General features: G+C 65.0%; 23 protein-coding genes and 2 pseudogenes. 9 read left to right on the top strand and 16 right to left on the bottom strand.

The window, feature by feature from the left end; genetic code table 11:
• Nucleotides 1-5 precede the first annotated feature (5 nt).
• From GAK28_RS18175 to GAK28_RS18165, 3 genes are read left to right on the top strand one after another with little or no spacing between them, the layout of a single operon-like run.
• Nucleotides 6-263, top strand: a complete 258-nt coding sequence (locus GAK28_RS18175) for a helix-turn-helix transcriptional regulator (RefSeq protein WP_291782482.1) — start codon at nt 6-8, stop codon at nt 261-263.
• A complete protein-coding gene (locus GAK28_RS18170; protein WP_291782479.1) occupies nt 260-1,186 on the top strand; it encodes a HipA domain-containing protein in 927 nt (308 codons plus the stop codon). The genes GAK28_RS18175 and GAK28_RS18170 overlap by 4 nt, the downstream gene beginning before the upstream one ends.
• Nucleotides 1,069-1,587 (top strand): HipA domain-containing protein, encoded by a 519-nt coding sequence (locus tag GAK28_RS18165; protein ID WP_291782476.1) that lies wholly within the window; start codon nt 1,069-1,071, stop codon nt 1,585-1,587. The genes GAK28_RS18170 and GAK28_RS18165 overlap by 118 nt, the downstream gene beginning before the upstream one ends.
• Here GAK28_RS18165 and GAK28_RS18160 read toward each other — a convergent pair.
• Nucleotides 1,508-2,797, bottom strand: a complete 1,290-nt coding sequence (locus GAK28_RS18160; protein ID WP_291782473.1) for a serine hydrolase domain-containing protein — start codon at nt 2,795-2,797, stop codon at nt 1,508-1,510. The two genes, GAK28_RS18165 and GAK28_RS18160, sit on opposite strands and share 80 nt — an antisense overlap.
• The gene (locus tag GAK28_RS18155) at nt 2,740-3,489 is read right to left on the bottom strand and encodes a hypothetical protein (protein ID WP_291782471.1); all 750 of its coding nucleotides are present in this window, start codon (nt 3,487-3,489) and stop codon (nt 2,740-2,742) included. Before GAK28_RS18155 ends, GAK28_RS18160 begins: the two co-directional genes overlap by 58 nt.
• Nucleotides 3,490-3,637: 148 nt before the next feature.
• On the opposite strand from GAK28_RS18155, the gene GAK28_RS18150 reads away from it, so the two are divergent.
• Nucleotides 3,638-4,420, top strand: a complete 783-nt coding sequence (locus GAK28_RS18150; RefSeq protein WP_291782468.1) for a winged helix-turn-helix domain-containing protein — start codon at nt 3,638-3,640, stop codon at nt 4,418-4,420.
• Nucleotides 4,421-4,427: 7 nt separating this feature from the next.
• Here the strand turns inward: GAK28_RS18150 and GAK28_RS18145 are convergent, their stop codons facing one another.
• The 3 genes from GAK28_RS18145 to GAK28_RS18135 form a co-directional block, all read right to left on the bottom strand.
• The gene (locus GAK28_RS18145) at nt 4,428-5,651 is read right to left on the bottom strand and encodes an MFS transporter (RefSeq protein WP_291782463.1); all 1,224 of its coding nucleotides are present in this window, start codon (nt 5,649-5,651) and stop codon (nt 4,428-4,430) included.
• 116 nt (nt 5,652-5,767) lie between these two features.
• Complete coding sequence (locus tag GAK28_RS18140; RefSeq protein ID WP_291782459.1) at nt 5,768-7,267, bottom strand: MFS transporter; 1,500 nt, start codon at nt 7,265-7,267, stop codon at nt 5,768-5,770.
• Nucleotides 7,268-7,357: 90 nt separating this feature from the next.
• Entirely contained in the window at nt 7,358-8,266 is a 909-nt protein-coding gene (locus tag GAK28_RS18135) for a LysR family transcriptional regulator (protein WP_291782455.1), read from the bottom strand.
• A 108-nt stretch (nt 8,267-8,374) separates the two neighbouring features.
• On the opposite strand from GAK28_RS18135, the gene GAK28_RS18130 reads away from it, so the two are divergent.
• A complete protein-coding gene (locus GAK28_RS18130) occupies nt 8,375-9,445 on the top strand; it encodes an NAD(P)-dependent alcohol dehydrogenase (RefSeq protein WP_291782451.1) in 1,071 nt (356 codons plus the stop codon).
• A 77-nt stretch (nt 9,446-9,522) separates the two neighbouring features.
• On the top strand, nt 9,523-10,704 hold the full coding sequence (locus GAK28_RS18125; protein WP_291782448.1) for an MBL fold metallo-hydrolase: 1,182 nt from the start codon (nt 9,523-9,525) through the stop codon (nt 10,702-10,704).
• On the opposite strand, the gene GAK28_RS18120 is transcribed toward GAK28_RS18125, so the two are convergent.
• The gene (locus GAK28_RS18120; RefSeq protein ID WP_291782445.1) at nt 10,701-11,153 is read right to left on the bottom strand and encodes a helix-turn-helix domain-containing protein; all 453 of its coding nucleotides are present in this window, start codon (nt 11,151-11,153) and stop codon (nt 10,701-10,703) included. The genes GAK28_RS18125 and GAK28_RS18120 overlap by 4 nt on opposite strands.
• An 80-nt stretch (nt 11,154-11,233) precedes the next feature.
• Between GAK28_RS18120 and GAK28_RS18115 the strand changes: the two genes are divergently transcribed.
• Complete coding sequence (locus tag GAK28_RS18115) at nt 11,234-12,028, top strand: SDR family oxidoreductase (protein WP_291782442.1); 795 nt, start codon at nt 11,234-11,236, stop codon at nt 12,026-12,028.
• 42 nt (nt 12,029-12,070) lie between these two features.
• On the opposite strand, the gene GAK28_RS18110 is transcribed toward GAK28_RS18115, so the two are convergent.
• Nucleotides 12,071-13,804 carry a PQQ-dependent sugar dehydrogenase gene (locus tag GAK28_RS18110; protein WP_291782439.1) on the bottom strand — a complete coding sequence of 578 codons (1,734 nt, stop codon included), beginning with the start codon at nt 13,802-13,804 and terminating at the stop codon, nt 12,071-12,073.
• Nucleotides 13,805-14,091: 287 nt separating this feature from the next.
• On the opposite strand from GAK28_RS18110, the gene GAK28_RS18105 reads away from it, so the two are divergent.
• Nucleotides 14,092-16,554, top strand: a complete 2,463-nt coding sequence (locus GAK28_RS18105) for a DNA translocase FtsK 4TM domain-containing protein (protein ID WP_291782436.1) — start codon at nt 14,092-14,094, stop codon at nt 16,552-16,554.
• Between the two features lie 767 nt (nt 16,555-17,321).
• On the opposite strand, the gene rbsB is transcribed toward GAK28_RS18105, so the two are convergent.
• The 9 genes and pseudogenes from rbsB to hslV all read right to left on the bottom strand — a co-directional run bounded on the left by rbsB (nt 17,322) and on the right by hslV (nt 25,076).
• Nucleotides 17,322-18,254, bottom strand: coding sequence for a ribose ABC transporter substrate-binding protein RbsB (gene rbsB, locus GAK28_RS18100; RefSeq protein WP_291782433.1), 933 nt, complete (start codon nt 18,252-18,254; stop codon nt 17,322-17,324).
• 21 nt (nt 18,255-18,275) lie between these two features.
• The gene (locus tag GAK28_RS18095) at nt 18,276-19,220 is read right to left on the bottom strand and encodes a ribose ABC transporter permease (RefSeq protein ID WP_291782430.1); all 945 of its coding nucleotides are present in this window, start codon (nt 19,218-19,220) and stop codon (nt 18,276-18,278) included.
• A gap of 1 nt (nt 19,221) precedes the next feature.
• Entirely contained in the window at nt 19,222-20,703 is a 1,482-nt protein-coding gene (locus GAK28_RS18090) for a sugar ABC transporter ATP-binding protein (protein WP_291782427.1), read from the bottom strand.
• Nucleotides 20,703-21,101, bottom strand: a complete 399-nt coding sequence (gene rbsD, locus GAK28_RS18085; RefSeq protein ID WP_291782424.1) for a D-ribose pyranase — start codon at nt 21,099-21,101, stop codon at nt 20,703-20,705. Before rbsD ends, GAK28_RS18090 begins: the two co-directional genes overlap by 1 nt.
• A pseudogene (gene rbsK, locus GAK28_RS18080) lies at nt 21,098-21,994 on the bottom strand (ribokinase). Before rbsK ends, rbsD begins: the two are co-directional and overlap by 4 nt.
• Nucleotides 21,995-22,105: 111 nt before the next feature.
• Nucleotides 22,106-22,462: a DUF971 domain-containing protein gene (locus GAK28_RS18075; protein WP_291782421.1), complete on the bottom strand. Its 357-nt coding sequence runs from the start codon at nt 22,460-22,462 to the stop codon at nt 22,106-22,108.
• A gap of 80 nt (nt 22,463-22,542) precedes the next feature.
• A complete protein-coding gene (locus GAK28_RS18070; RefSeq protein ID WP_291782418.1) occupies nt 22,543-23,160 on the bottom strand; it encodes a hypothetical protein in 618 nt (205 codons plus the stop codon).
• A 40-nt stretch (nt 23,161-23,200) separates the two neighbouring features.
• Nucleotides 23,201-24,538 (bottom strand): annotated as a pseudogene (hslU, locus tag GAK28_RS18065) (ATP-dependent protease ATPase subunit HslU).
• 4 nt (nt 24,539-24,542) lie between these two features.
• The gene (gene hslV, locus GAK28_RS18060; protein WP_291782415.1) at nt 24,543-25,076 is read right to left on the bottom strand and encodes an ATP-dependent protease subunit HslV; all 534 of its coding nucleotides are present in this window, start codon (nt 25,074-25,076) and stop codon (nt 24,543-24,545) included.
• Between the two features lie 168 nt (nt 25,077-25,244).
• Here hslV and GAK28_RS18055 point away from each other — a divergent pair, with 168 nt between their 5' ends.
• On the top strand, nt 25,245-25,985 hold the full coding sequence (locus GAK28_RS18055; RefSeq protein WP_291782412.1) for a hypothetical protein: 741 nt from the start codon (nt 25,245-25,247) through the stop codon (nt 25,983-25,985).

Here is a 25,985-nt window from a genome sequence, read left to right as displayed (position 1 = left end):
GTCAAATGCAGACCATCTTTGAGCTAGGTGAAGCCGTCGCGATACGGCGCAAGGCACTTCGTATGAAGCAGACGGAAGTCGCCGAGCGGGCGGGAATCGCCCCCGAAGTTCTGTCTCGATTTGAAAGGGGGGCCTTATCGGAATTCGGGGTCAGAAAACTTATGGCCGTCCTGAGCGTGCTCGGCATGGAGCTTGAGTTCGCTGAAACAGGCCAGGCCGGTTCGCTAGACGCCTTGAGACGCGAACGCGGAGGCGATTCGTGACGTTGGCTGTCCATGTCATGGGTCGTGAAGTCGCCATCCTGGAACCCCTCGGCGACTTCAAGAGCACGATGACCTATCACGCCGACGTGGCGTCGAATGATTTCGTCTCATTGACGATGCGCGTTCGAAACGAAGCTTATACCTGGGACGATGTGCTGCTGCCGTACTTCCAGATGAACCTACCCGAAGGTTATCTGCTTCGAGTACTGCAAGAGCAATTCGGGCCGATCGTCGGCGGAAGCCCGATGACGCTGCTGTCGATCGTGGGACGGAACATGATCGGGCGTGTCCAGGTGGCTCCTCCCGGCGCGATTCTCGATGAACCCGCGAAGGCCGTGGACGTAGCGGCGCTACTGGAAGGCGACAATTCCGAAGAGGCCTTCGCCGCCCTCGTCCGTGAACATGCCACCAGCGGTGTCTCCGGCGTGGTGCCGAAATTCCTGGATACCGAGGAACGGCGTATTGGCGTTTCGCCGGAAAAGAAAGCCACCCTCTTCAGTCATCGCCATATTATCAAGGGGTCATCCAGCGCCTTGCCGTTCGTCTCGCTCAACGAGCATCTTTGCATGGAGGTCACTCGCCGCGTCATGTCTGCAGCGACGACCAGGTTATCGAGCGACGGTCAGCTGCTTATCGTGGATCGATTCGACGTCGACGCCGAGGGACGTCGTTCTTGGGGCATGGAAGACTTCTGCGTGTTACTTGGTCTGCGACCGACGGCCAAGTACGAAACAACCTGGGAACGAATCGCGCGTGCCGTGCGCAAAACGTTACCGTCGATCGACGCGCGGCGATCTTCAAGGACATGGCAACGCTGCTCCTTCTTACGTACGCCCTGCGGAACGCGGACTGCCACGCGAAGAATGTCGCCCTGCGCTACACGAACTTGCACGATATTCATCTGGCACCCGCATACGACATGATCACCACGGCGGCCTATCCCGACTATGCCAACAATCCTCCAGGCATATCCTTCATGGGCAAGAAAACGTGGAAGCCTGGTAAGTATCTTCAGACCTTTATCGCCGGCGTATTCGGTGTTCCAGTGCGTGAACAGGCGCAGATCGTCGAACGCATCGCCGAAGCGATGATCGATATCGGACCTCATGTACGCTTGGCGATGGAACGGTATCCTGGCTTCAGAGATATCGGTAAGCGCATGCTCCTATGTTGGGGAGAGGGTATGGCTTCGCTCTACGACAAGAAAACCTATAGCCTCGGCACGCCCGAATTGGGCGAGGCGTTTATGGGCATGTCCGATCACGAGTCAGGGAAGCAGGAGCGCCTGCCCATCGGCCGATCGGATCTGTTGCCTCGCCGCTAGAAAACGCTCGGCACGCCGCCGTCGATAGGACGACGCCTTCCACGCTCTCCACCAGTGTCCGTGACCAGACATCCTTGGCGCTGCCATTGGTGAGGTAGACGATGAGGTAGGTGTCGCTGTCGAGCGAGTCCTTGAAGAGCATGCGCACCCTGCTACGCGCACCTCCGTCATGTCCTACTTCGCGATAACCGTGGTTTTCGCCATAGTCCCAGCCGGAAGCGAACCAGCCGCGCTCGCCTGTGGATAATTCGCGTGGTTGCCAGAGCCGAACCAGAGTGTCCTTTCCCGCGAACTGTCCCGAGGCGACCGCCTGCATGAATCGCGCAAGGTCATCCATCGTGGTGTAGAGCTCGGCGTGGCCGTAAGCGTAGCTTGGCCACGCGATGCTCTTGTCGGGACGCAAGGTTCCATGGTTCGCCGTGTAGGCCGTCACCTCGGTATCGGTCGGCACGCCGGCGGGTCCCAGCCATGTATGTCGCAGTGCCAACGGCCGGATGATGTGTTCCTGGGCCACCTGTGGATAAGGTTTGCCGTAGTGGGTCGCGAGCAATGCCGAAAGCACCAGGTAGTTGGTCTGTGTGTAACGCGTCTGCGTACCGGGCGTGAACTGCAAGGGCGTGTCGGACAGCGAAGCGAACACTGCGGTGAGGTCGGGGGGAAACGCCGTGTCGCTGCTCATGTCCCCTTCCCGCGTGGCGAAGTACTCGGGAACGCCGGACGTGTGGTCGAGGAAATCGCGTACGGTGATGGTTTTCCAGGTTTTCGGCAGGCCCGGAAGGTAGTCACTTGCCGGTCGATCGAAATCCACGTTGCCTTGGTCCACCAACTGCAGGATCAGCGTGCTGACAAACAGCTTGCTGATCGAGAACGCCGGAAAAATACTGTCGGTGCTGACGGTTTTGCGAGGGTCGATCGTCGCATCGCCATCCACGCCACGGAACAGTAGTTTTCCATCGTGCATCACCAGCAATGCCTGTCCTGCGACACCGTATCGATGTCGGTTGGACTGAAGAAGTGCCTGCAAACGGTGTGAAAGATCATCGTCACTTTGCACGCGTGTGGGTACGCCACTGCATGCCACGACCAGGACGATGACGAACGACAGCACTATCGCTTTGCATCGAATCGTGAAGACACGCATGGATTGTCTCCTCAATGCACAAAGAACGCGGTGCGAGCGACGCCCGTGTTGTTGCTTGCCGCCATCCATGCACGCACCTCCAATTCATAGAGGCCGGACGATACCGCAGGAATCTCACTGACAAAGACGCCTGCTTCGGCGTCGAAGCGTAGTGGGATGGTCTTTGCCACACCTCCGTCGATCACGAGCGATGCCTGTACGTCGAGGTCATCCGCACGCCAGGGACCCTGTGTCGTGATGGCGCAGCCGCACAGCATCGTGACACCGACACGCAACGGCACGCTCGCGCCCGCCTTGACCGACTGATAGGCCATGGGCTGGGCCACGTCGACGATCAGTCCGGGCAGTTCCACGAGCCAGCCATCGCCATTCGTCAGCGAGTGCCCGGGCAGAATCCATTGCGTGCTGGTGGCGGTGGTGAGGGCTTGCGGCTGGCTGAGCGGTCCCGTCACGCTGAGTGTCACTCGGCGTGGCCGGCCCAGGTCGAGCGATGTTCGGAACACGGCCGATCCGTCCGTCGAGCGTTTTCCGCCCTGCCCCAGGATCTTGGCGGTATCGCCGGTGGTGCCAGCCGTCTGGCCCTGGGCAAGCACCTCGCCCGAGTCCGCATCGGTGAGGATGACGCGGACCGGTGCCGCGTATCCGCCGAGGAACTTCGCCCCTCGGGCCAATACGCGCACATCGATGTCGGTGGTCGTCGCCCGGGTGACGCCGGGTGCGCTGAAAATCAGGAGGAGTGCCATCGCGAGCAGAAAGCGCATGAACGTGTTTTCCCTGGGAAAGGCCGTCGATCCGGCGAAGGGCAAACCCTGGGGCGTTCTGCCAGAATCATCCAATGACATGTCGTGAACCGGGATGACATGTCATGACAAGCATGAGATTCAAGGTGTTACGAGAGGGGAACCTACGATGCTGCGCTTTGACGACTTCTGCCTGGATACGGTCAACCTGCGTGCCTACCGGGCCGATGTGTTGCTCGACGCGCCGCCCCAGGTCGTGGACGTGCTGGCCTACCTGATCGGCCATAGCGAGCGCATCGTTCCCCGCGCGGAACTGCTGGAACGGTTCTGGCCGCGCGCGGGCTCAGGCGGCGACGCCGCCCTCAACACCTGCATTCGCCGGATGCGAACGCTTCTGGACGACGATGCCGACGCTCCGCGTTATATCCAGACACGTCCACGCGCCGGTTATCGCTTCATCGGAACGGTGTCGAATGACGAGGTCACGATACCGCGTCCTCGCCGTCGGTCCCTGGCGCTTCGTTGGGCCTCGGTCGCCGTCACGACGGTGACGCTACTCGGGGGATCGGTCTGGGCCTATGCCGCTTTTCGTGCGCCATCGCACCGCATCGCTGTGGAGCCCGTGCAGGGCTTGTGCGAGTATGTGCTTTTCCCGAATTTCAACGCGGGGCTGCGGGAAAGCCTCGTGGCGAGGATCAGTCGGGACCTGCCCAAGGGTTACAGCCTCGCCACGGACCCGGCCGATGCCGACCTGCATGCGCGCGTCAGCGTAAGGCAGACGCCGCAGCGGACGGTGGCGGTGCTTAGCCTGGTGGACGACAGGAACGGACATATCGTCTGGTCCGGCGAGTTCGCCGCCCCCACCGATACGAACGACTATGTGCCGCTACAGGGCACGCTTGCCGACCGGATGACGACGGAACTGCTGGTCGCCCTCGGCAAGCGCTCCTGAAAAGTTATCAACAGGCTTCGATGGCGCCATCGTCGGCGACGCGACGATCGACGGCCACGGACACGCCCCACAGCAGCAAGCCACCCAGCGCCAGGCCACTGCCAACCCAGCCCGGCGACGTCCAGCCGTAGCCATGGGCGATGGCGAGGCCGCCGAGGAAGGGACCGAGCGCGTTCGCGGTGTTGAACGCCGAGTGGTTGAGCGAGGCGGCTAGGCCCTGCGCATCGCCGGCCACGTCCATCAGGCGGGTCTGCAACACGGTGCCGAGCGCGCCACCGATGCCGATCAGGAAGACGACCGCGCCGAGCGTCCAGACATTGCCGGCGGTGAACGGGAAGATCGCCAGCACCACGAGGCTCCACAGGAGCAACGCGCCCGCGGTGCGCATCAGCGCGCGATCGGCGAACACCGGGATCACCATGTTGCCGAGAGTCATGCCGACGCCGAACACGCCCATCACCCAGGGCACGGTGTCCAGCGACATGTGCGTGACGCGCAGGAGGATGTCGGCGAGATAGGTGTATACGGCGAACATCCCGCCGAAGCCGATCGCACCTATCCCCAGAGTTATCCACACCTGCGGACGCTTCAACGCGCCCAGTTCGCGGAGCGGACTGGCGTTCGCGTCGGCAGGGGTATTCGGCGCAAAAGCCAGCACCGCGCTGATGGTGGCGACGCCGAGCATGGCCACCAGCGCGAAACTCCAGCGCCAGCCGATCGCCTGGCCCAGCCAGCTGGCGAGCGGCACGCCGATGATGGTCGCGAAGGTGAGGCCGAGGAACATCTGGCCCACGGCGCGTGTGCGCCGGTTGGGTGGTACCAGCGAACTGGCGACCAGTGCGCCGACACCGAAGTACGCACCGTGCGGCAGGCCCGCCAGGAAGCGGAACACCAGCATCCAGTGGTAGTTCGGCGACAGGCCGGTCAGGCCGTTGAAGACGGTGAACATCGCCATCAGCAACAGCAGCAGGCGGCGACGCGGCAGGCGCGCGCCAAGCACCGTGATGACCGGCGCACCCACCACCACACCCAGTGCATAGGCGCTGATCGCATGGCCGGCCGTCGGTGCGTCGATGCCCAGGCCCTGCGCGAACAGCGGCAGCATGCTCATCGAGGCGAACTCGGTGGTGCCGATGGCAAAACCACCGACGGCCAGGGCGAGGATGACCAGGCCGACATGGGGCACGCGGACGGGAGGACCCGCCAGGTGGGGCACAGGGGAGGAAGACATCGCGGGACTCGTTGCAGCCGTATAAGCAGGAAAGATCGATGCGATGTTGCATTGCATCAAGATCAAGGATACGGCTTTTCGGAGTCAAACGGGCTAATTCCGCCCCTGAATCCCGCTCATCCACCGCGTCGTTTCATGCACTCGTACACCGCCAGCGCCGCCGCGGCCGCCACAGCTGCCGCCACCAGAAAGGCATGGGCAAAGCCGTTGCCGTAGCTGGCATGGGCCAGGGCGTCGAAGGTCGCGGCGGGCAAATGGGGCAGCCCAGCCCGTGCCTGCTCGAAGTCGCCGACCACCAGGCGGTCGAGCGCACCGTCCGGCAGGACGAAGCCTGCCTTCGTGAAGCGCTCCTTCGCGGCGTCGTGGACGCCGGAAGCCAGGGCGGCACCCAGGGTGGCAAAGCCGAGCAGGATTCCGGCGAAGCGCGCCGTGGTGGAAATACCCGAGGCCATGCCTGCGCGATCGGGCGGAACCGTGCCCATGATCGCCTTCTGGGTCTCGCCGTTAAGGAGACCGCCACCACTGCCCAGCACCGCCATGCCTCCGATGAGCCAGGCGGCGTCTCCCCCCGCCGCGGCATAGACGAGGATGGCGTTGCCGAGCGCGGTCACCACGAGGCCCAGCGTGAGCACCTCATGGGACGCGAATGTCTGGCCCAGCCGACGACCGACATGCGGGAACACCAGCATGGCCAGCGCAAACGGCAGCATGCCCACACCGGCGCCCAGCGCGTCGTCGCCGCGGGCGTTCTGCAGGAACAACGGCAGCAGGGACGCCATGACCTGGGCCGCCGCGGCGTAGGCGAACATCGCCAGTACCGAGCCCACGAAGGGCGCGCCACGGAACAGCGACAGGTCCAACATCGGATGCGCACGCCGCCGTTCCACGAGGATGAAGGTCGCGGCCAGCGCGAGGCCGCCGGCCAGGCGCAGCAGCACGGCGCGGCTCGTCCAGCCATCGGCCGGGCCGCCGATCAGGGCCCAGGTCAGGCAGAACATCGCCGAGGCGAACAGCAGCATGCCCGGCAGATCCAGCGTGCGGGGCACCGGGTCGCGGGACTCGGGGACGATCGGCAGCACCGCGAGGCCCAGCAGGAAGCAGATCGGCGCATTGATGTGGAAGGCCCACGGCCAGCCGACGTAGCGGTTGATGAGGCCACCGATCAGCGGCGAGAGCACCATGGTGAGGCCCATGACGGTGCCCCAGACAGCCCAGGCCTTCGCGCGCAACTTCGCCTCGGTGAAGGCATGGCCAATGATCGCCAGCGCTGGCGCCAGCTGGAACGCGGCACCGACGCCCTGCGCGCCGCGCGCCAGGTAAAGCAGGGGCGCGGTGGGCGCGAGGCCACAGGCCACGGAGGACAGGCCGAACAGCGACAGGCCGAGCAGGAACACCCGCTTGCGGCCGTAGCGATCGGCGATGGCGCCAGCCGGCAGCAGCAGTGAGGCGAAACACAGCACGTAGCCGCTGATCACCCATTCGATGTCGGCGAAGGAGGCATGCAGGTCGCGCGCGATGGTGGGCAGCACCACACCGACGACATTGGTGTCGAGCACGGTGAGCGCGCATCCGGCGGAGGCGACGATGAGGATGGCCCGTTGGGCGGAAGCGTTCATGGCGCGACGAAGGCGGTGAAGGGAGCACCATTCCAGCAGCCGGCCACGTTCATCGCATTGCCGTTGGAATGGCACTTGGTTAGGCCTGGCCTAATCCCTTCCCAGGCCCGGACCCAGTTCCTGCAACAGGTCGATGAAGGCGCGCAGCGCCGAGGTCACGCGGCGCTGGCGCGGGTAATAGAGCATGAAGCCGGGATACGGCGGCAACCAGTCGTCCAGCACCTGCACCAGGCGGCCCTGTCGGACCAAGGATTCCACCTGCTCGTCGAACACGAGGAAGAAGCCGACACCGGCCAGTGCGGCGTTCAGGGCGTAATCGAAGTCGCCGAACGTGCATCGGCCCCTGACGTCGACATCCAGTTTCTTGTCGCCTTGTTCGAACTCCCATTTGTAGAGCCGCCCGCTGGGAAAGCGGAAGCGGATGCAGTCGTGGGAGAGCAGGTCGTACGGGTGCTTCGGGATGCCGCGGGCGGCGATGTACTCGGGCGAGGCGACGCAGGTGCTGCGTTTCACGCCGCCGAAGGGTACGGCCACCATGTCCTCGGGCACGGATTCATGCAGGCGGACGCCGGCGTCGTAGCCATCGGCCACGATGTCGATCATCCCGTCGTCGTCCACGGCCTCGAAATGGATGTCCGGGTAGCGGCGCAGGAAATTCGCCAGCATGGGCGGCAGCAGCAGGTGGCCGGCGACGCGGGGCATGTTGATCTGCAGGGTGCCGGCCGGCGTGGCGCGGAACTCGTTCATCTCGGCCAGGGCCTCTCCCACGTCGCGCAGGGCCGGTTGCAGCCTTTCGAGCAGGCGCTGGCCGGCCTCCGTGAGGGAGACGCTGCGGGTGGTGCGGTGGAAAAGAGTGACCCCGAGCTGCTCTTCCAGGCCGCGGATGGCGTAGCTGATGGCCGAGGTGGACAGCGACAACTCGACGCCGGCCTTGCGGAAGCTCGCATGGCGGGCGACGGCCGCGAAGGCGGCGAGGTGCGAGAGATTGTCGGTGCGCATGATTATCTAGGATATCTCAATGATACGTTGCAGAAATCTCGCTGGATCGCTTGATTGTTGAAGGTTTATGGTTACCGGCTTCCTACCCCTGACTGAGGGACGACACCCATGTTCGAAGTACGCGGATACGCCGCCAAGGACGCCACGTCCCCCCTCGTCCCGTTCAATTTCCAGCGCCGGGCCGTTGGCGCGCACGATATCCACATCGAGATCCTGTACAGCGGCGTCTGCCATTCGGACCTGCATCAGGCGCACAACGACTGGGGCAATTCGGTCTATCCGATGGTTCCCGGCCACGAGATCGTCGGCCGCGTCGTCGCGGTGGGTGCGGAAGTGAAGAAGTTCAAGGTCGGCGACATCGCCGGCGTGGGCTGCATGGTCGATTCCTGCCGTGAATGCGCGTCGTGCCAGCGCGACCTGGAGCAGTACTGCCTCAACCACACCAGCTTCACCTACAACGGCACCGAGCAGGACAAGAAGACGGCGACCCAGGGCGGTTACTCCACCGCGATCGTGGTCGAGGAGCGCTTCGCGGTGAAGATCTCCAAGGATCTCGATCTCAAGGCCGTGGCCCCGCTGCTGTGCGCCGGTATCACCACCTACTCGCCGCTGCGCCACTGGCAGGCCCAGGTCGGCCCGGGCAAGAAGGTCGGCGTGATCGGCCTGGGCGGCCTTGGCCACATGGGCGTGAAGTTCGCCAAGGCCATGGGCGCGCACGTCACCATGATCACCACCTCCGAAGCCAAGGGTGCCGACGCGAAGCGCCTGGGCGCCGACGCCGTGCTGGTCTCGAAGGACGCCGAAGCCATGCAGAAGGCCGCCGCCAGCTTCGACTTCCTGCTCAACACCATCCCGGTCAGCCACGACATCAACCCGTATATCGCGTTGCTGGCGCTGGACGGCGTGATGGTGCTGGTGGGCGTGCTCACCCCGGTCGATCCGGTGTTCGGCGGCGGCCTGATGCTGCCGCGTCGTTCGGTGGCCGGCTCGGCGATCGGCGGCATGGCCGAAACGCAGGAGATGATGGATTTCTGCGCCAAGCACAACATCGTCTCCGACGTGGAAGTGGTGGACATGAAGTCGATCAACCAGACCTACGAGCACTTGGTAAAGAACGACGTGCGCTACCGCTTCGTCATCGACATGGCGACCATGAAGGACGCGCCGGCCGCAGCGTGATCCATTCCCGTTCCGGGCCGTCCGTGGACGGTCCGGAACGGGTATCTTCCGCGGAGCAGATCCTTGGAACCGTTCCGTTGAAGCGCTTCTTCCGATACCTGGCGATCGTTTTCGCCCTTCTCATCGTTGTCCTCGGCGCCCTCGCGCTCACCGCCTGGTCGAACATCGGCGCCTTGTCGCAGGGCGATCATCTTGTCCGCGACGAAACCTCACCGCAGTGGGACGACGGACGCTTCGCGAACCCGCAGCCGATGTTCATCGACCTCAAGGGCGGCATCCTGCAACTGTTCGAATCGCAGCCCGGCGAGGAGCCGACGGCGCCGGTGCCCACGGTGGATTCCTCGGCGGTCTACCGCATGCCGCCGGCCAGCGGCCTTCGCGTGAGCTGGTTCGGACATTCGTCGATGCTGTTGGAAATCGATGGCGTCAACGTCGTCGTCGATCCATTCTGGAGCGAGCGCACGTCGCCCTTTTCCTGGCTGGGGCCGAAGCGCTGGTATGCGCCGCCGGTATCCATCGAGCACCTGCCGCGCGTCGACGTGGTGGTGATCTCGCACGATCATTACGATCACCTGGATCGCGAATCGGTGCAGGCGTTCAACGCGCGTGGCGTGCGCTTCATCGTGCCACTGGGTATCGGTGCGCACCTTGAGGACTGGGGCGTGCCGCCGGATCACATCACCGAGCTGGATTGGTGGCAGGAAGCGATGGTCGGCGACCTGCGCATCGTCTCCACGCCGTCGCGCCATGCGTCCGGGCGCCTCTCCGGCAACAGCGGTCATACGCTATGGACAGGCTATGCGCTGGTCGGTCCGGCCCATCGCGTGTTCTATTCCAGCGACACCGGCATGAACGACACCTTCGTTGATGTCGGTCAACGCCTCGGCCCCTTCGACGTGAGCCTCATCGAGACAGGACAGTACGACGCGCAGTGGCCGGACTGGCACCTCGGCCCCGAGCAGGCCGTGCGGGTGCACCAGGAGGTGCGCGCACGTACGATGATTCCGGTGCACTGGGGCCTCGTGAAGCTGGCGCACCATGCCTGGACCGAGCCGCCGGAACGCGTGCTCGCCGCCGCGCGATGCGCCAATGTGGACGTGCTGGTTCCCGAACCCGGCCAGGCCGTGGAGCCGACGACGCATCCCACGATTGCGCGCTGGTGGCCGTCGATTCCCTGGCATACGGCGGAGCAGACGCCCATCATCGCCACGCATCATGGCGATCCAGCCAACAGGTTCGCCAGCCAGGCCTGCCCCTAGGCGTCAAAGCCCTCGGGCATGACAAGCCGCACCGGCAACTGCTCGAAGCGGCGGCCGGTCGCCTCGTCCACCACGATCGCCTTCACCCGCTCGCCGGTCTCGTCGTCGACGAGGTGGCTCAGCGGCGTGCCGCAGCCGTTATGACGGCGCCCCCACTCCCCGATGGTCGCGAGGATCGGCAGGAACTCCCTGCCGGCCTGGGTCAGCACGTACTCGTCGCGCGGGGGCCGCTCGCTGTAGCGGCGCTTTTCCAGCACGCCGGCCTCGGTCAGCGCCCTCAGGCGCCGCGACAGGATGTTGGGCGCGATGCCGAGGCTGGCCCGGAACTGGTCGAACTGGGTCATACCCCACCCTGCGTCGCGCAGGATCAGGGCGCTCCAGGCGTCGCTGACGAGGGCGAGGCCGCGGGAGATCGGGCAGGTGCCGGAAGAAAGTTTCTCGGGGTCCATTGCATTATGGTAGCGACGTCACTATCGTACCGCAACGCAGTCACTATCATTTTGATATCTACTGGTACGGAGAGACTTCCATGAATGCTTCCACCAAGGGCACCGCGCTCGTCACGGGCGCTTCCAGCGGCATCGGCGAGGTGTATGCCGAGCGGCTGGCCGATCGCGGCTACGACCTCATCCTCGTGGCCCGTCGTACCGAACGGCTCGAGTCCCTCGCCACGAAACTGCGCGACCGCACGGGCCGCCAGGTCGAGGTGCTGCGCGCCGACCTGTCCGATCGCGCCGGCATCGACGCCGTCGAGCAGCGGCTCGCGACGGACGAGGCGATCACCCTGCTGGTGAACAACGCGGGCGTCTCGCTCCAGGGCAGCATCCTGGACAACGACTCCGCTGCCATCGAACAACTGGTCACGGTGAATATCACCGCGCCCACCTTGCTCTCGGCGGTGGCCGCGAAGGCGTTCAAGGCGCGCGACAAGGGCGGCATCATCAACATCGCCTCGGTGCTGGCGCTGGTGCCGGAGCTGTTCGACGGCATCTACAGTGGTAGCAAGGCCCATGTGGTCAACATCACCCTGGGCCTGGCGAGCCAGTTGAAGGACACGAAGGTGCGCGCCCAGGCCGTGCTGCCGGGCGCCACGCGTTCGGAGATCTGGGAGAAGTCGGGCAAGGATGTGGACGCGCTGATGCCAGGCAAGGTCATGGAGACGGCCGACCTCGTCGACGCGGCCCTGCTCGGCTACGACCGTGGCGAAGTGGTGACCCTTCCCACCTTGCACGACGATGGCCACTACGCGGCCTACGACCAGGCGCGGCTGACCATGGCGCCGTTGCTGGCCAACAAGGACGTGGCGCCGCGCTATCGCGCATGACGCCGGAGACGGTCGCGGGCGTGGCCCGCGACCGTCCTTCGATCACGGCTTGGGCGTGATGCGACGGAGCATGCCGTCGCCACCGCCGCGCACGTACCAGATGCTGCCATCGGCGGCGACCTTCAGCGCGCGCACGCTACCGGTGTAGGTGCCCTTCGCGTCGCGGCCGTAGCGTTCCACGCCGGTCACGTTGCTCGACGCATCGAGGATCACGCGGTACAGCGCGATCGACGAGGTGGAGCCCAGCAGCGCCGAGCCCTTCCACTGCGGGAACAGGTTGCCGTTGTAGAAGGCCAGACCCGACGGCGACATCGAGTTGGTGGTGGGGAACCAGCCCCAGTACGCCGCCGGCTGCACGAACTGCGGTGCCGTGTCGTGACGCGGGTACGGTTGGCCCGGCATCCAGGCATCGCCGTTGTAGTGGTTGCCGTTGCTGACCAGCGGCCAGCCATAGTTGCCACCCTTCACGATGAGGTTGAACTCGTCACCCGACGCCGGTCCCATCTCGGTTTCCCACAGCTTGCCATCGGCACTGAAGGCCAGGCCGTACGGATTGCGGAAACCACTGGCCCAGATCTGTCCCGCCACGCCCGCCTGTGAGCCATTCGGGTTGTCGGACGGCGTGCTGCCATCGAGGTTCAGGCGGATGATCTTGCCCAGGCCGCTGTTCGGCAGCTGCGCGGTGAAGCCACGGTCGCCCTTCGCATCGGGGATGTCGCCATCGCCGACGGACAGGAACACATGCTGGCCATCCGGTGCGAAAGCGATGCGCGCGCCGGGCTGGCCCCGCACCGAGTAGTTCGACGGTTCCTGCCAGACCACCTTGAGGTTGGACAGCGACGCGCCCTGGGCCGATTCGTTCAGACGGGCATTCGCCAGGGTCAGGTGGTTGTTGCCATCGGCGGCCTTGGCCACGTAGCTGAACCACAGCGTGTGGTCCTGAGCGAAGGTCGGCGACGCGGCGACATCGTGGAAACCGCTCTGGCCGCCACCGCCATTCACGCCGACCGACACGGGCAGCCCGGTGATGGAGGTCTTCGCGCCCGCCGTGGTGACCACGTACATGTGGTCGCTCTTCTCCGTCACGACAACACGGCCGTCGGGCAGGAAGTCCAGGCCCCAGGGATTGTTGAACGACGCGACATCGGCGATGACGAAGGGTGCCGGCGGTTCCGTCTGTGCACCGGTGACGCGCGCGTTGTACGACGTGGTCGGTCCGTTGCCCGGATTCTGCGGCGGGTTGCCGGGATCGCCCGGGTTACCCGGATCGCCGGGGTTGCCGGGATTACCCGGATCGGTCGACGAGCCGTCGGGGCCGAACACCTGGAATTCCAGCAGCGAATATCCGTACTGGGTGTTGCGCGCCAGGCCGTACATGCGCACGTAACGCGCCTTGGCGGCCGCGAAGTCCAGCGTCTCTATACCGCCTTTGCTTGTGGGATTGCTCGCCACCGGCTGCCAGCTCTGGCCGTCGGTCGATACGTCGATGTGATACATCGTGGCGTGCGCACGCTCCCAGTCGAGCACCACGCGGTTGACCTGCTGCACGCTGCCCAGGTCAATCGCGACCCACTGCGGATCGGAGAACGCGGAGGACCAGCGGGTGTCCGTGCGGCCGTCGTTGACGTTCTCGGCCTTGAAGGCGACGGGGTTCTCGGTGCTGCTGGCGACGACGGGCCGGTTGAGCGCGAGATTGACGGGCGGCGTCTGGGCAAGAACGCATGGGGCGGCTACGACCCCGGCTAGCAAGAGCATGATCGGGCGGATACGACGCATGGCAGGCTCCGGACACGGAAAGGTCCGACGAAGCTACGTCAGCCTTGCCATCACTTTTTGATCAAAAAACGCGCGAATGCGGGAAATCGCGACCGCTTCGCATTTTCTCGCGTTCGCCTGCCGGAAGCGCCCTACTTTCACGCCAGGCAGGCGGTCGATGTGATCGTGAACCAGAGACCAAGCCCCATAGGCCGGACAGTGGGTTAGCGTCGGTTTGCACGACGTTTCGCACAAATGCACGCTAAACTATCGCGCTTGCTCGATTCTCTCCCCTTTCTCGGTAAGGCATGGCTTCCTTCGTGTTCGGCGCCTTCGGGCTTTCCACTGTCTGGTTGCTTCCCCTGCTCTGGCGATCCGCCGTGGCGCTGGTGCGTCGTCGGCAGCAGCCGGGCGTGGGTCCGGGCGCCATTCGCTTCTGGGCGAGCTTCGCCCTCGTACTGCTGGCCAGCGCCACTCTCGAAGGCCTGGTGATCGCCCATTACACGGACGATCCGGAGGTGGGCGGTGCCGTTTGTCGCTGGCTCGGCGGTGCGGTCGGCACCGTACCGGGCCCGATGATCGGCAGCCTGGTCGCGCTGGCGCTTCTCGTGCTCACCCTGCCCTGGTACCTCGGCGTCCCCTGGGGGCGGATGTTCGGTGCCACCACGAGCCTGCTCGAACCCTTGGGCGCCCTGGCCATCGCGATCACCGGTCGCGTGTTTTCGCGATCCGCCTCACGCGGCCCCTCGACGCGTCGCGCCTCGGGCGCGGTGCGACGCGCGAATCGCGCACCGGCCCGTCGTCGCGGGCGCGCTTCCCCGCCGATGAAGAAACCGGCGCCGGCTACCAAGCCGGTGCGTGCCGAGCTGATCCCTGCCGCTGAAGCACCGCATCATGGCGATGCGTCGCACAACCCACGTCCCTCGATCTCCACGCCGGTGCCACCACGACATCGTGTGCAGGACGATGCCGTGATCCGCGAACCCTGGCTCGCGCCGCGCGCGATGGCGCAGGCCACCTCGCCGGAAGATCACATCGAAGAGGTACTGGAAGACGTTGTGACGATGGAGACGCGGCACGAGATCGTCCCGCCGCCCGCACCCAGGGAAATCCCCACGACACCCATCGAGCCGGAAGAGATCGCATCGTCTCCGGTGGCTTCCCCCGCACCGTCCGTGGCTCCCGTGTCCCGCTTCGCGATCGCCGCGAACGACGAAAGCCCGTCCGCGTCCGTGTCGGCCGAGGTCGTCACGCTGACGCCGGTCCGCGCGCTACGTGCCGCCACCAGCACGCCGGTCGGCATTCCCCCGATCACCCTGCTCGCGGCGGCCACGCACAACCACCAGGCGATCTCCGAGCATGACCTCGCGGAAACCGGCGAGCTGATCGAGCAACGCCTGCGCGAGTTCAAGGTGCCGGTGCAGGTCGTCGGTGCCTCCGCCGGTCCGGTCATCACGCGCTACGAAGTGGAGCCCGCCGTCGGCGTGCGCGGCAACCAGATCGTCGCGTTGATGAAGGATCTCGCGCGCGGTCTCGGTCGCAGTTCCATCCGCGTGGTGGAGACGATTCCCGGCAAGACCTGCATGGGCCTTGAGCTGCCGAACGAACAGCGCCAGATGATCGCGTTGTCGGAGATCCTCGATTCGCGTGAGTATCGCGATTCGGATTCGCTGCTCACGCTCGCCATGGGCAAGGGCATCACCGGCGAACCCGTGGTGGCCGATCTTGCGAAGGCGCCGCACATGCTCGTCGCCGGCACCACCGGTTCGGGCAAGTCGGTGGCGGTCAACGCCATGATCCTGTCGATGCTGTACAAGGCCACGCCGGAAGACGTGCGCATGATCATGATCGACCCGAAGATGCTGGAGCTTTCGGTCTACGAAGGCATTCCGCACCTGCTGGCGCCCGTGGTCACCGACATGAAGCTCGCGGCCAACGCGCTCAACTGGTGCGTGGCGGAGATGGAAAACCGCTATCGCGTCATGTCCGATCTGCGCGTGCGTAACCTTGCCGGCTTCAACCAGAAGGTGCGCGAGGCGCGCGCGATCGGCAAGCCGTTGTTCAATCCGTTCCCTGCGCATCCGGAAGTACCCGAACATCTCGACACGCTGCCGATGATCGTCGTGGTGATCGACGAGCTGGCTGACCTGATGATGGTCGCCGGCAAGAAGATCGAAGAGCTGATCGCCCGCCTCGCGCAGAAGGCACGTGCGGCAGGGATTCACCTCATCCTTGCGACGCAGCGTCCTTCGGTGGATGTCATCACGGGCCTCATCAAGGCGAACATCCCCACGCGCGTCGCTTTCCAGGTGTCGTCCAAGATCGACTCGCGCACCATCCTCGATCAGATGGGGGCCGAGAGCTTGCTCGGCCAAGGCGACATGCTGTTCCTGCCGCCGGGCACCGGTTATCCACAGCGTATCCACGGCGCTTTCGTCGCCGACGAGGAAGTACACCGCATCGTCGGTTGGTTGAAGCAGTTCGGCGAACCGGACTACAAGGACGAAATCCTCGCTGGTCCGGCGAGTGACGCGATGGACGGTGAGCCGGGCGAAGACGGCATCGATGCGGAACTCGATCCGCTCTACGACGAAGCAGCGGCGTTCGTGCTGCGCACGCGTCGGGCGTCGATCTCGTTCGTGCAGCGCCAGTTCCGCATCGGCTACAACCGCGCCGCACGCCTGGTCGAAGCGATGGAAAGCGCGGGCATCGTCTCGCCGATGGGTATCAACGGTCAGCGCGAAGTGGTGGCTCCCGCGCCGCAGGATTGATCAACGTAGGGAATCCTTGCCGTTAATACGGTGGGATTCCTGCACGCTGTACGTATAGCGGTACCGCGATTCAATAGAATCCGAGACAAGATGTGAAACCGCGCAAGCTGGTCTTCTTGCTTGGTATGGTCTTGCCTTCGATGTCTAGCGCCGCTACGCGGTGTGGATTCGACTCATACCGGGAATTGATTGCTGAAACACGTTGTTTTCGAGGCAACGGTAGATCAGTTTCCTCCCGCTTCGCCGGGACATTGAGCGGCGGAAATAAACGATGGGGTTTCGCTATTCCATGCGATCATTCGCCAACGTTCAGGCATGACATTCATATGCGACGACACCTCATCGAAGTGTGTTTCATTCTATGTACTGCCAGCGGAGTCGTATCCGCCCACAATTGTGGCGAGACGGAGTATCGCCAGGAAATCCGTAGTACGGAACGGAAAATTCTTTACGCCAAACCCGTGGAACCGACGGTTGGCGAATACCCCACCAATGAAGGAACGATGGCATGTGTTCGGATTGAATTCCGTCTTACGCCATCGGGTAAGCCGTGGAATGTCGAAACACCGGAGTCGTCGGAGAGCTTCGCCTTCAACCTGGCCGCGATGCGCACGTTTTCCGGATATCGCTTCCAGGGCTCCTGGTGGAGATTCCTGGAAAGAAACGTGGTGATCATCAAGGGAGTCGACAACAGGAAGCCATCTGGGTGGAATTCGCCAGGGTCGTCATCCAGACCATAAAAAAACGGGCCTTTCGGCCCGTTCTTCTTATTCCTTGGTGAGCAGCTTCAACGGCACCGCGATGGTCTTGTCCACCGGCTGCTTGTCGATGAGCTTCTTCGCCGTCTCGACGCCGAGCTTTCCGATCTCTTCCGGCTGCTGGGCGACGGTGGCGGCCATGGTGCCGTTCTGCACGGCGGTCTTGCCGTCGGGCGTGCCGTCGAAACCGACGACGAGCACCTTCTTGTTCTTGCCGGCCAGGGCCTGCACGGCACCGAGAGCCATTTCGTCGTTCTGGGCGAAGATCGCCTGGACGTCGCTGTTGCCCTGGAGCAGGTTCTCGCTGACCGAGAGGCCCTGGGCGCGATCAAAGTTGGCGGGCTGTTGGGCGACGATCTTCAGGCCGGTGCCGGCGATGGCGTCGTCGAACCCCTTGCCGCGCTCACGGGCCGCCGAGGTACCGGCCACGCCCTGCAGTTCAATGATGTTGCCCTTGCCGCCGAGCTGCTTGGCGAGGAAGTCGGCCGCCATCTTGCCGCCGGCGATGTTGTCCGAAGCAATATGCGAGGCGACGTCGGCACCGTCGACGCCGCGGTCGAGGGTGATGACCGGGATGTTCGCGCGCTGCGCGGACTGCACGGCGCCCGCGAGCGCGGAGGAGTCGGTGGGGTTGAGCAGGATCACCGAGACATGCTTCTGGATCAGGTCTTCCACGCTCGAGATCTGGCGAGCCGGATCGTTCTGCGCGTCGACCACCGTCAGGGTCACGCCGGCGTCCTTGGCCGCCTTTTCCGCACCGTTCTTCAGTTCGACGAAGAACGGATTGTTCTGCGTAGACAGCGCCAGGCCGATCACCGGCGTGCCGGACGCGCCGCCACCGGCCGAGGTCGATGCCGAAGGCGCGGATTCGCCCGGACCCTGCTGCGAGCAGGCGGCGAGGAGCGTGGCCGCTGCCGCGGCGAAGAAACTGAGTTTGCGCATGGGATGTGTCCCTCGTGGTGATTACTGGCGCCGGTCGAGCAGGACGGCGATCAGGATGACGATGCCCTTGACCACCTGTTGGTAGAACGAGCTTACGCCCAGCAGGTTCAAGCCATTGTTGAGGAAGCCGATCAGCAGCGCGCCGACCAGCGTGCCGAACAGCCAGCCGCGACCGCCGGCGAGGCTGGTGCCGCCGAGCACCACCGCCGCGATGGCATCCAGCTCATAGCCCTCGCCCGCCGTGGCCTGCGCCGAATACAGGCGCGAGGTGAGCACGATGCCGGCGAAGGCGGAAAGCAGGCCGGACAGGCCGTAGATGGCGAGCTTCATCGGTGCCAGGCGCACGCCGGAGAGCCGCGATGCCTCCTCGTTGCCGCCGATGGCGACCACGTGGCGACCGAACACCGTGCCGCGCAGCAGGAAACCGCAGACCGCGAAGGCCACGAACATCAGGATCACGGGCAACGGAATGAGGTTGGCGACATACCCGCCACCCAGCAGCGCGAAGCCCGAGTTGGTCACCGGGATCGGGCTACCCTGCGTGTACGACAGCGTGAGGCCGCGCAGGAGGGTCATGGTGCCCAGCGTGGCGATGAAGGGCGCCACCTTGCCCCACGACACCAGCACGCCGTTGAGCATGCCCAGCACCAGGCCGAGGCCGAGGCCCGCGCCGACGGAGAGCACCATGCCGTGGCCGGCCGCCATGAGGCCCGCCGTGATCGCGCCGGTGAAGGCGAGGATCGCGCCCACCGAAAGATCGATGCCGCCAGCGAGGATCACGAAGGTCATGCCGAAGGCGATCAGCGCGTTGATCGAGACCTGGCGTAACACCGTGAGCAGGTTGCCCGTGGTGAGGAAGTCGGGACTCATCACCGAAAGCACGATGAAGAGCAGCACGAGGCCGATCACCGAGCCGAGGCGTTGGAGGAGTGGCGCCACGCGGCTCCAGTCGATTTGCTGCGTCATGTCACTTGCCTCCGGTCGCGGCGGTCATCACGGCTTCCTGGGTGGCGCCGTGGGCATCGAGCAGGGCCGTCGCATGGCCTTCGTGCATGACCAGGATGCGATCGCTCATGGCGAGCACTTCCGGTAGTTCCGAGGAGATCATGAGGATGGCCACGCCCTGTTCCGCGAGTTGATTGATGATGTGGTAGATCTCGGCCTTGCCGCCGACGTCGACGCCGCGCGTGGGCTCGTCGAGGATGAGCACGCGTGGCTTGAGCGCCAGCCACTTGGCCAGCACGACCTTCTGCTGGTTGCCGCCGGACAGTGCGCGCACGTCCAGCTCCATGTCGCGGGTGCGGATCTTCAGCGCGTCGATCAGGCCGCGTGTCTGTTTCTTTTCGGCCGGGCGATCGACGAGACCGCCGCGCGCGGGCACGCGTGGCAGGCTGACGTTCTCGCGCAGGCTCATGTCGAGTACGAGGCCTTGCGCCTTGCGATCCTCGGTGACGAAACCGAAACCGGCGTGGATCGCCTCGCTCGGCGTCTTCGGCGTCACCACCTTGCCGTCGAGCGTGACGCGGCCGGCCTGTAGCTTGTCGAGACCGAAAAGCAGTCTCGCAAGTTCGGTGTGGCCCGCACCCATGAGGCCTGCCACGCCGAGCACTTCACCGGCATGCAGTTCGAAGCTCACGTCGTCCACGATGCCGCCGCCGATGTGTTCGACGCTCAAGCGCACCGCGCCGATGTTCGGCGTGCGTTCCGGGAAGCGTGCATCGAGCGTGCGCCCGACCATCATCTTCACCACTTCGTCGAAGCCGAGGCCCGGGATGGGGTGGGTGCCGACGAACTGGCCGTCGCGCAGCACGGAGATGCGGTCGCAGATGGCGAAGATCTCTTCCATGCGATGCGAGACGTAGACAATGCCCGTGCCCTGCGCGCGCAGTTCGCGGATCAGCGCGAACAAGGTGTTGGTCTCGCGCTCGGTCAGCGCGGCGGTGGGCTCGTCCATGATCAGCACGCGCGCCTTCTGGCCGAGTGCGCGGGCGATCTCCACCATCTGTTGCTGGCCGACGGAGAGGCGCTCCACCAGCGTGCCGGGATCGAGCCGCTCCATGCCGACGCGCGCCAGCCATTCCTTCGCGCGCGTCGCCATGGCCTTGCGGTCGAGCAGGCCGAAGCGATGCAGTTCGCGGCCGAGGAACAGGTTGTCCGCGACGCTCAGCGACGGGATCAGGTTGAGTTCCTGGTGGATGATGGCGATGCCATGCTTTTCGGCGTCGGCGGGCGAGGCGATGGTGACGGGCTGGCCGTCCACCTCGATCGAGCCCGCATCCGGCGCGTAGATCCCGGTGAGGATCTTCATCAGCGTGGATTTGCCCGCGCCGTTCTCGCCCATCAGGGCGTGCACTTCGCCCGGGAGCAGTTCGAAGGCCACGCCTTCGAGCACTTTCACCGGTCCGAAGGCCTTGTGGATATCGCGCATCCGGACAAGTGGCGTGTTCATCAGAAGGTCACGCCCGCATGCAGGATCACGTTCGCGTACGGCGCGGTCTCGCCGGTACGCACCACGGCGACCGCGCGTGCGCAGAGTCGCTTGAAGTCGTCGTGCGGCAGTTCGTCGACATGTACGCCCTCGCCTTCCAGCCGGTCGCGCAGGACGACCATGGCGGGATTGCGCGAGCGGATCTCACTGGCGACGGTGGCGCTTTCCACCGCCAACTGCGCGTACACCGCCTCGAACACGGTCGCGAACGATGGCGTGCCCGGCAGCACCGCGAGGTCGATGCAGGGCACGCCCGGCGGCACGGGCAGGCCCACGTCGCCGATCACCAGCGTGTCGGTGTGGCCCATCGCGGCGATGACGCGGTTGAGTTCGGCGTGCAGCAGGCCGCTACGTCTCATGCATGCTTCTCCAGGAATGCCGCGACCTCCTCGGCACGCGGCATGCCGCCCTGGGCGCCCAGTCGGGAGACGGCGATCGCGGCGGTAGCGCAGGCCTTGCGCACCGCTACGTCGAGGCCTTCGGAGAGGTACACCGCGAGCGCGGCGTTGAAGGTGTCTCCGGCGCCGGTGCTATCCACCGCGTCGACCTTGAAACCGGCCTGGTGGCGCGGCTCGTCGTCCGTGTCCCGGAACCAGGCGCCGTCCTCGCCACGGGTCAGCACGACGGGGCAAGGCGCGCGACGCATCAGTTCGCGGAAATCGATGTCGCCCTGTGCGTCGAGCACGGTGGCGAGCTCGTGCTGGTTGGGCGTGAGGAAGCGCACGCGATGCAGCCATTCCACCGGAAGGCGCTGCGCGGGCGCGGGGTTGAGGATCACCGGCACGCCTTCTTCCTGGGCGATGCGCAGGGTGGCGTCCACGGCGTCGAGCGGAATTTCGAGCTGGACCAGCAGGGCGTCGGCGCCACGGATCGTGTCGCGCGCGGCTTACACCTGGGCGGGCGTGACCTTGCCGTTGGCGGCGGGCACCACGACGATCTGGTTCTCGCCGCCGGCCACGGTGATCGAGGCCGTGCCGCTGCCCACGCCGTCGACGCGGGAGACGTGGCTGACATCGATGCCTTCGGCCTTGAGGCCGTCGTAGAGCTGCTGGCCGAAGGCGTCGTCACCGACGTTGCCGACCATCGCGACCTGCGCCCCAAGACGCGCCGCGGCCACGGCCTGGTTGGCGCCCTTGCCGCCGGGGATGGTGAGGAAGCGGTCGCCGGTCAGCGTTTCGCCCGGGTCGACAAAGCGCGGCGCGAGAGTGACCAGGTCCATGTTGATGCTGCCTACGACGACGATTCGCGTCATGCCTTGGTGCTCCGGGGTGAAGACCTTGGAACGTCCGCTGTTCGCCGGTGGGTTCGGGATGGCGCGCAAATATACGCCTTGCGTGTGCGTATTGCTTTCACGCGCGTGCGCTCATCCGCGGGTCAGGCCCCGGCTGTCGAGTTCGGCGAGATAGGCGGGCCACGCGGTGTCGTAGGCGCGGCCAAGGTCGTAGAGGGTGTCCCAGCCGAAGATGCCGCTGGCGTGACCGTCATCGAAGCGGATCAGCACGCCGTAGTGGCCGGTGGGTTCGACGGCACTCACGCCGACATGGCGTTTGCCGGAAACCAGAACTTTCTGGCCCGGCCCATGGCCCTGCACTTCCGCGCTGGGCGAATTCACCCGCAGGTATTCGTAGGGAAGGCGGAAGTTCTCGCCGTTGTCGAACACGACCTCGAGAGCGCGGGAGGTCTGGTGCAGGGTGATGTCGAGGGGGCGCGGGCGGGACATGGGGACTTATCGTTGTAGGAGCGCGCTTGCGCGCGATCTCCGGGAGAGCATCGCGCGCAAGCGCGCTCCTACACAGGTTCTCAGGGAGCGTGGCCGAAACCGCCGCCTGTGCCCTGCTCCAGCGGCGGGGGATCGCCCGCCACGGCCAGCAGCGACATGGCGTAGGAGTCTTCCATGCTCACCGTGGAGACTTCGTCCCACGAGAAGAACGACGGCTCGCGCAGCCATTCCGCGTCGGGGGTGATCTCCTGCATGTTGAAGCCGTCGTCTTCCACGCTGACCAGGCGGCCGATGTAGCAGACCTCCGCCTCGTCCTCGCTGTCGACGTGCACGCCGATCACCGGTGCCATCGCGGAGGCGGCCTTCACCACTTGGCTGATGTCCTCCAGCGGAAAGTTCTCCGGAGGCGACGGCACGATGTTCTTCAGGGCCATCGCCTTCTCGAGGAACCCGGCATGCTTGTCCGGCGCCTCGAATTCGGAGATGTCGCGATGCCGCATGATGTACTTGCCGTCGTAGCTCACGCCGTCGCCGACCACCCACAGCAGGAAGAACTCGCGGCCGACTCCGCCCACGTAGCCGCAAAAGCTGCCGTGTTCGAGTTCGCCGCGCCAGATGCGAATCAGCTGGCGGTTGTCCTGTGCTTCACGCAGGGACGCCCGCTGGCCGTTCGTTTTGAGTTGGATAACCTTGCCCATAATGGTCAATAGCTTAGCAGAGGGAGGGCCCTATCCATGTTCAGAGGATGTAACGGCTCAGGTCCTCGTCCTTGACCAGCGAACCTAGGTTTTTATCGACGTATTCGGCGTCAATGTTGTATTTTTCGCCGGACTTGTCAGCAGCTTCGAAGGAGATCTTCTCCAGAAGCCGTTCCATGACCGTGTGCAGCCGGCGGGCGCCGATGTTCTCGGTGCGCTCGTTCACCTGGAAGGCGACCTCGGCCAGACGGTCCACGCCGGTCTCGGTGAACTCGAGGTTCACGCCCTCGGTTTATAGCAGCGCAACATATTGTTTGGTCAGGGCGTTGTTCGGCTCGCGCAGGATGCGCTTGAAGTCGTCCACCGACAGCGCGCTCAGCTCGACGCGGATCGGCAGGCGGCCCTGGAGCTCGGGGATGAGGTCCGACGGCTTGGCCAGCGAGAACGCGCCCGAGGCGATGAACAGGATGTGGTCGGTCTTGATCGAGCCGTACTTGGTGGAGACGGTGGAGCCCTCGACCAGCGGCAGCAGGTCGCGCTGCACGCCTTCGCGGCTCACGCCGGCACCGCCCCACTCCGAGCGTTGGGCGACCTTGTCGATCTCGTCGATGAAGACGATGCCGTTCTGCTCGGCGATATCCACCGCGCGGCTGCGCAGCTCCTCGTCGTTAAGTAGCTTGCCGGCTTCTTCCTCCACCAGCAGCGGATGCGCCTGGCGGATGGTCATCTTGCGCTTCTGCGACTTGCTGCCGCCCAGGTTCTGGAACATGCGGCCCAGCTGCTGGCTCATTTCCTCCATGCCCGGCGGGGTCATGATCTCGACGCCGACGTTCATGGCGAAATCCAGCTCGATTTCGCGGTCGTCCAGCGCGCCCTCGCGCAGCTGTTTGCGCAGCTTCTGGCGGGTGTCGCTGTCGATGGCCGGCGCGGCGCTGCCGGTGTCGTCCCAGCCGGTGGCCTGGCGGCGCGGCAGCAGGCCGTCGAGCAGGCGGTCCTCGGCGGCATCCTCGGCCTGGCTGCGCACGCGCGACTTGGCCTGCTCGCGGACGAGCTTGTACGAGATGTCGGCCAGATCGCGGATGATCGACTCCACATCCTTGCCGACATAGCCCACTTCGGTGAACTTCGTGGCCTCGACCTTGACGAACGGAGCGTTCGCCAGGGTAGCCAGGCGGCGGGCGATCTCGGTCTTGCCGACGCCGGTCGGGCCGATCATCAGGATGTTCTTCGGGGTGACCTCGTCACGCATGCCCGGCTCGAGCTGCATGCGGCGCCAGCGGTTACGCAGGGCGATGGCCACCGCGCGCTTGGCGTCGTGCTGGCCGATGATGTAGCGGTCAAGTTCGTTGACGATCTCGCGGGGAGTCAGTTCGGACATCGGCTCAGAGCTCTTCGATCGAAACGTTGTGATTGGTATAGATGCAGATATCGCCAGCGATCTTCAAGGCTTTTTCGGCGATCGTGCGTGCATCCATCTCCGTGTTCTCGAGCAGGGCCAGCGCGGCGGACTGCGCGTAGGGGCCGCCGGAGCTGATGGCGATCAGGCCGTGCTCGGGTTCGAGCACGTCGCCGTTGCCCGAGATGATCAGCGAGGCCTCCCTGTCGGCCACGGCCAGCATCGCCTCGAGGCGACCCAGGCGGCGATCGGTGCGCCATTCCTTGGCCATCTCCACGGCGGCGCGGGTGAGGTTGTAGCCGTGCTTGACCAGCTTTTCCTCAAACAGCTCGAACAACGTGAAGGCGTCGGCAGTGGCACCGGCGAAACCCGCCAGCACGTCGCCGCGACCCAGCCGGCGGACCTTGCGGGCATTGGCCTTCATCACGGTGTTGCCGAGGGTGACCTGACCGTCGCTGCCGATGACGACCTTGTCGCCGCGGCGGACGCAGACGATGGTCGTGGCGTGCATCGATTCCATGGTGCGTTCCTTGGGGGAGAAGCGTTAGGTGGGGCCGGAAATCCGGGGCTGCAAGGTTCGTTGCGGCATTGACCTGCGTCAATTTCAGACTACGCCCCAAAGACCGTGGGGCGATGCGCTGATACCTTTTTTGGAAGGAACAGGGGCTTCACTTTCAAGGAAATCATCATGGCAACTCGTTTCACCCTGGCGTTCGCTTGCGGCCTTGCCCTGGCGGCCATTCCGTTTTCAGCCATCGCGGCCACCACGAGCGCCGAAACCACCGTGAGTTCGGTGTCACGGACGTTTCCCAACGGGTCGTACGTCCGGATGTCCTATCCGCTGAGGGTCGATGTCGATCCAGGGGCGGGAGGCCAGCAGTCCTGGTCGCAGTCCGGCACCTTCAGCGCGACGGGCGGGTTCATTTTGAAGCTCGTGACGGATCTCCCCGCCCCTGGTCAAGGGCACGGTGTCGTCGTGACGCGACATGGCGCCACCACCTGGATCGAATCCATGGGAGCGGCTGACTGTGACGAAGAAGGCGACGTCCTTACGAATTGCTACCTGCCCTACGCCTGGAAACCCGGTATCACCTACCGACTGGACATCGAGCGTGAGGTGATCGATGGACTGCGGGCGTTCTGGGTAACCACGGTGACCGACGAGAGCACGGGCGTGAAGACGAACATCGCTCGTACGCGGACATCGTCTACGGCCACGATGACGCGTACGGGGACCCAGTCGAGTGTCAGTGGGGTTGCATGCGGGGCCATGCCGAGCAGCAGCGTTACCTGGCTCACGCCGGAGGGTCAGCTTCCTTCCGCTACGACGCATGTTCCGGAGATATCCAAGGTCAGCCTCGCGTTCTGCCCATCGCAACAGGATCTGCGCTGCGATGATCACGTCTGCAACGTGACCACCCACCCGTAG

Origin of the sequence: Luteibacter sp., from assembly GCF_009912395.1 — a bacterium.
In the GTDB taxonomy this organism is placed as follows: domain Bacteria; phylum Pseudomonadota; class Gammaproteobacteria; order Xanthomonadales; family Rhodanobacteraceae; genus Luteibacter.
This window is presented reverse-complemented; position numbering and strand designations above follow the sequence as displayed.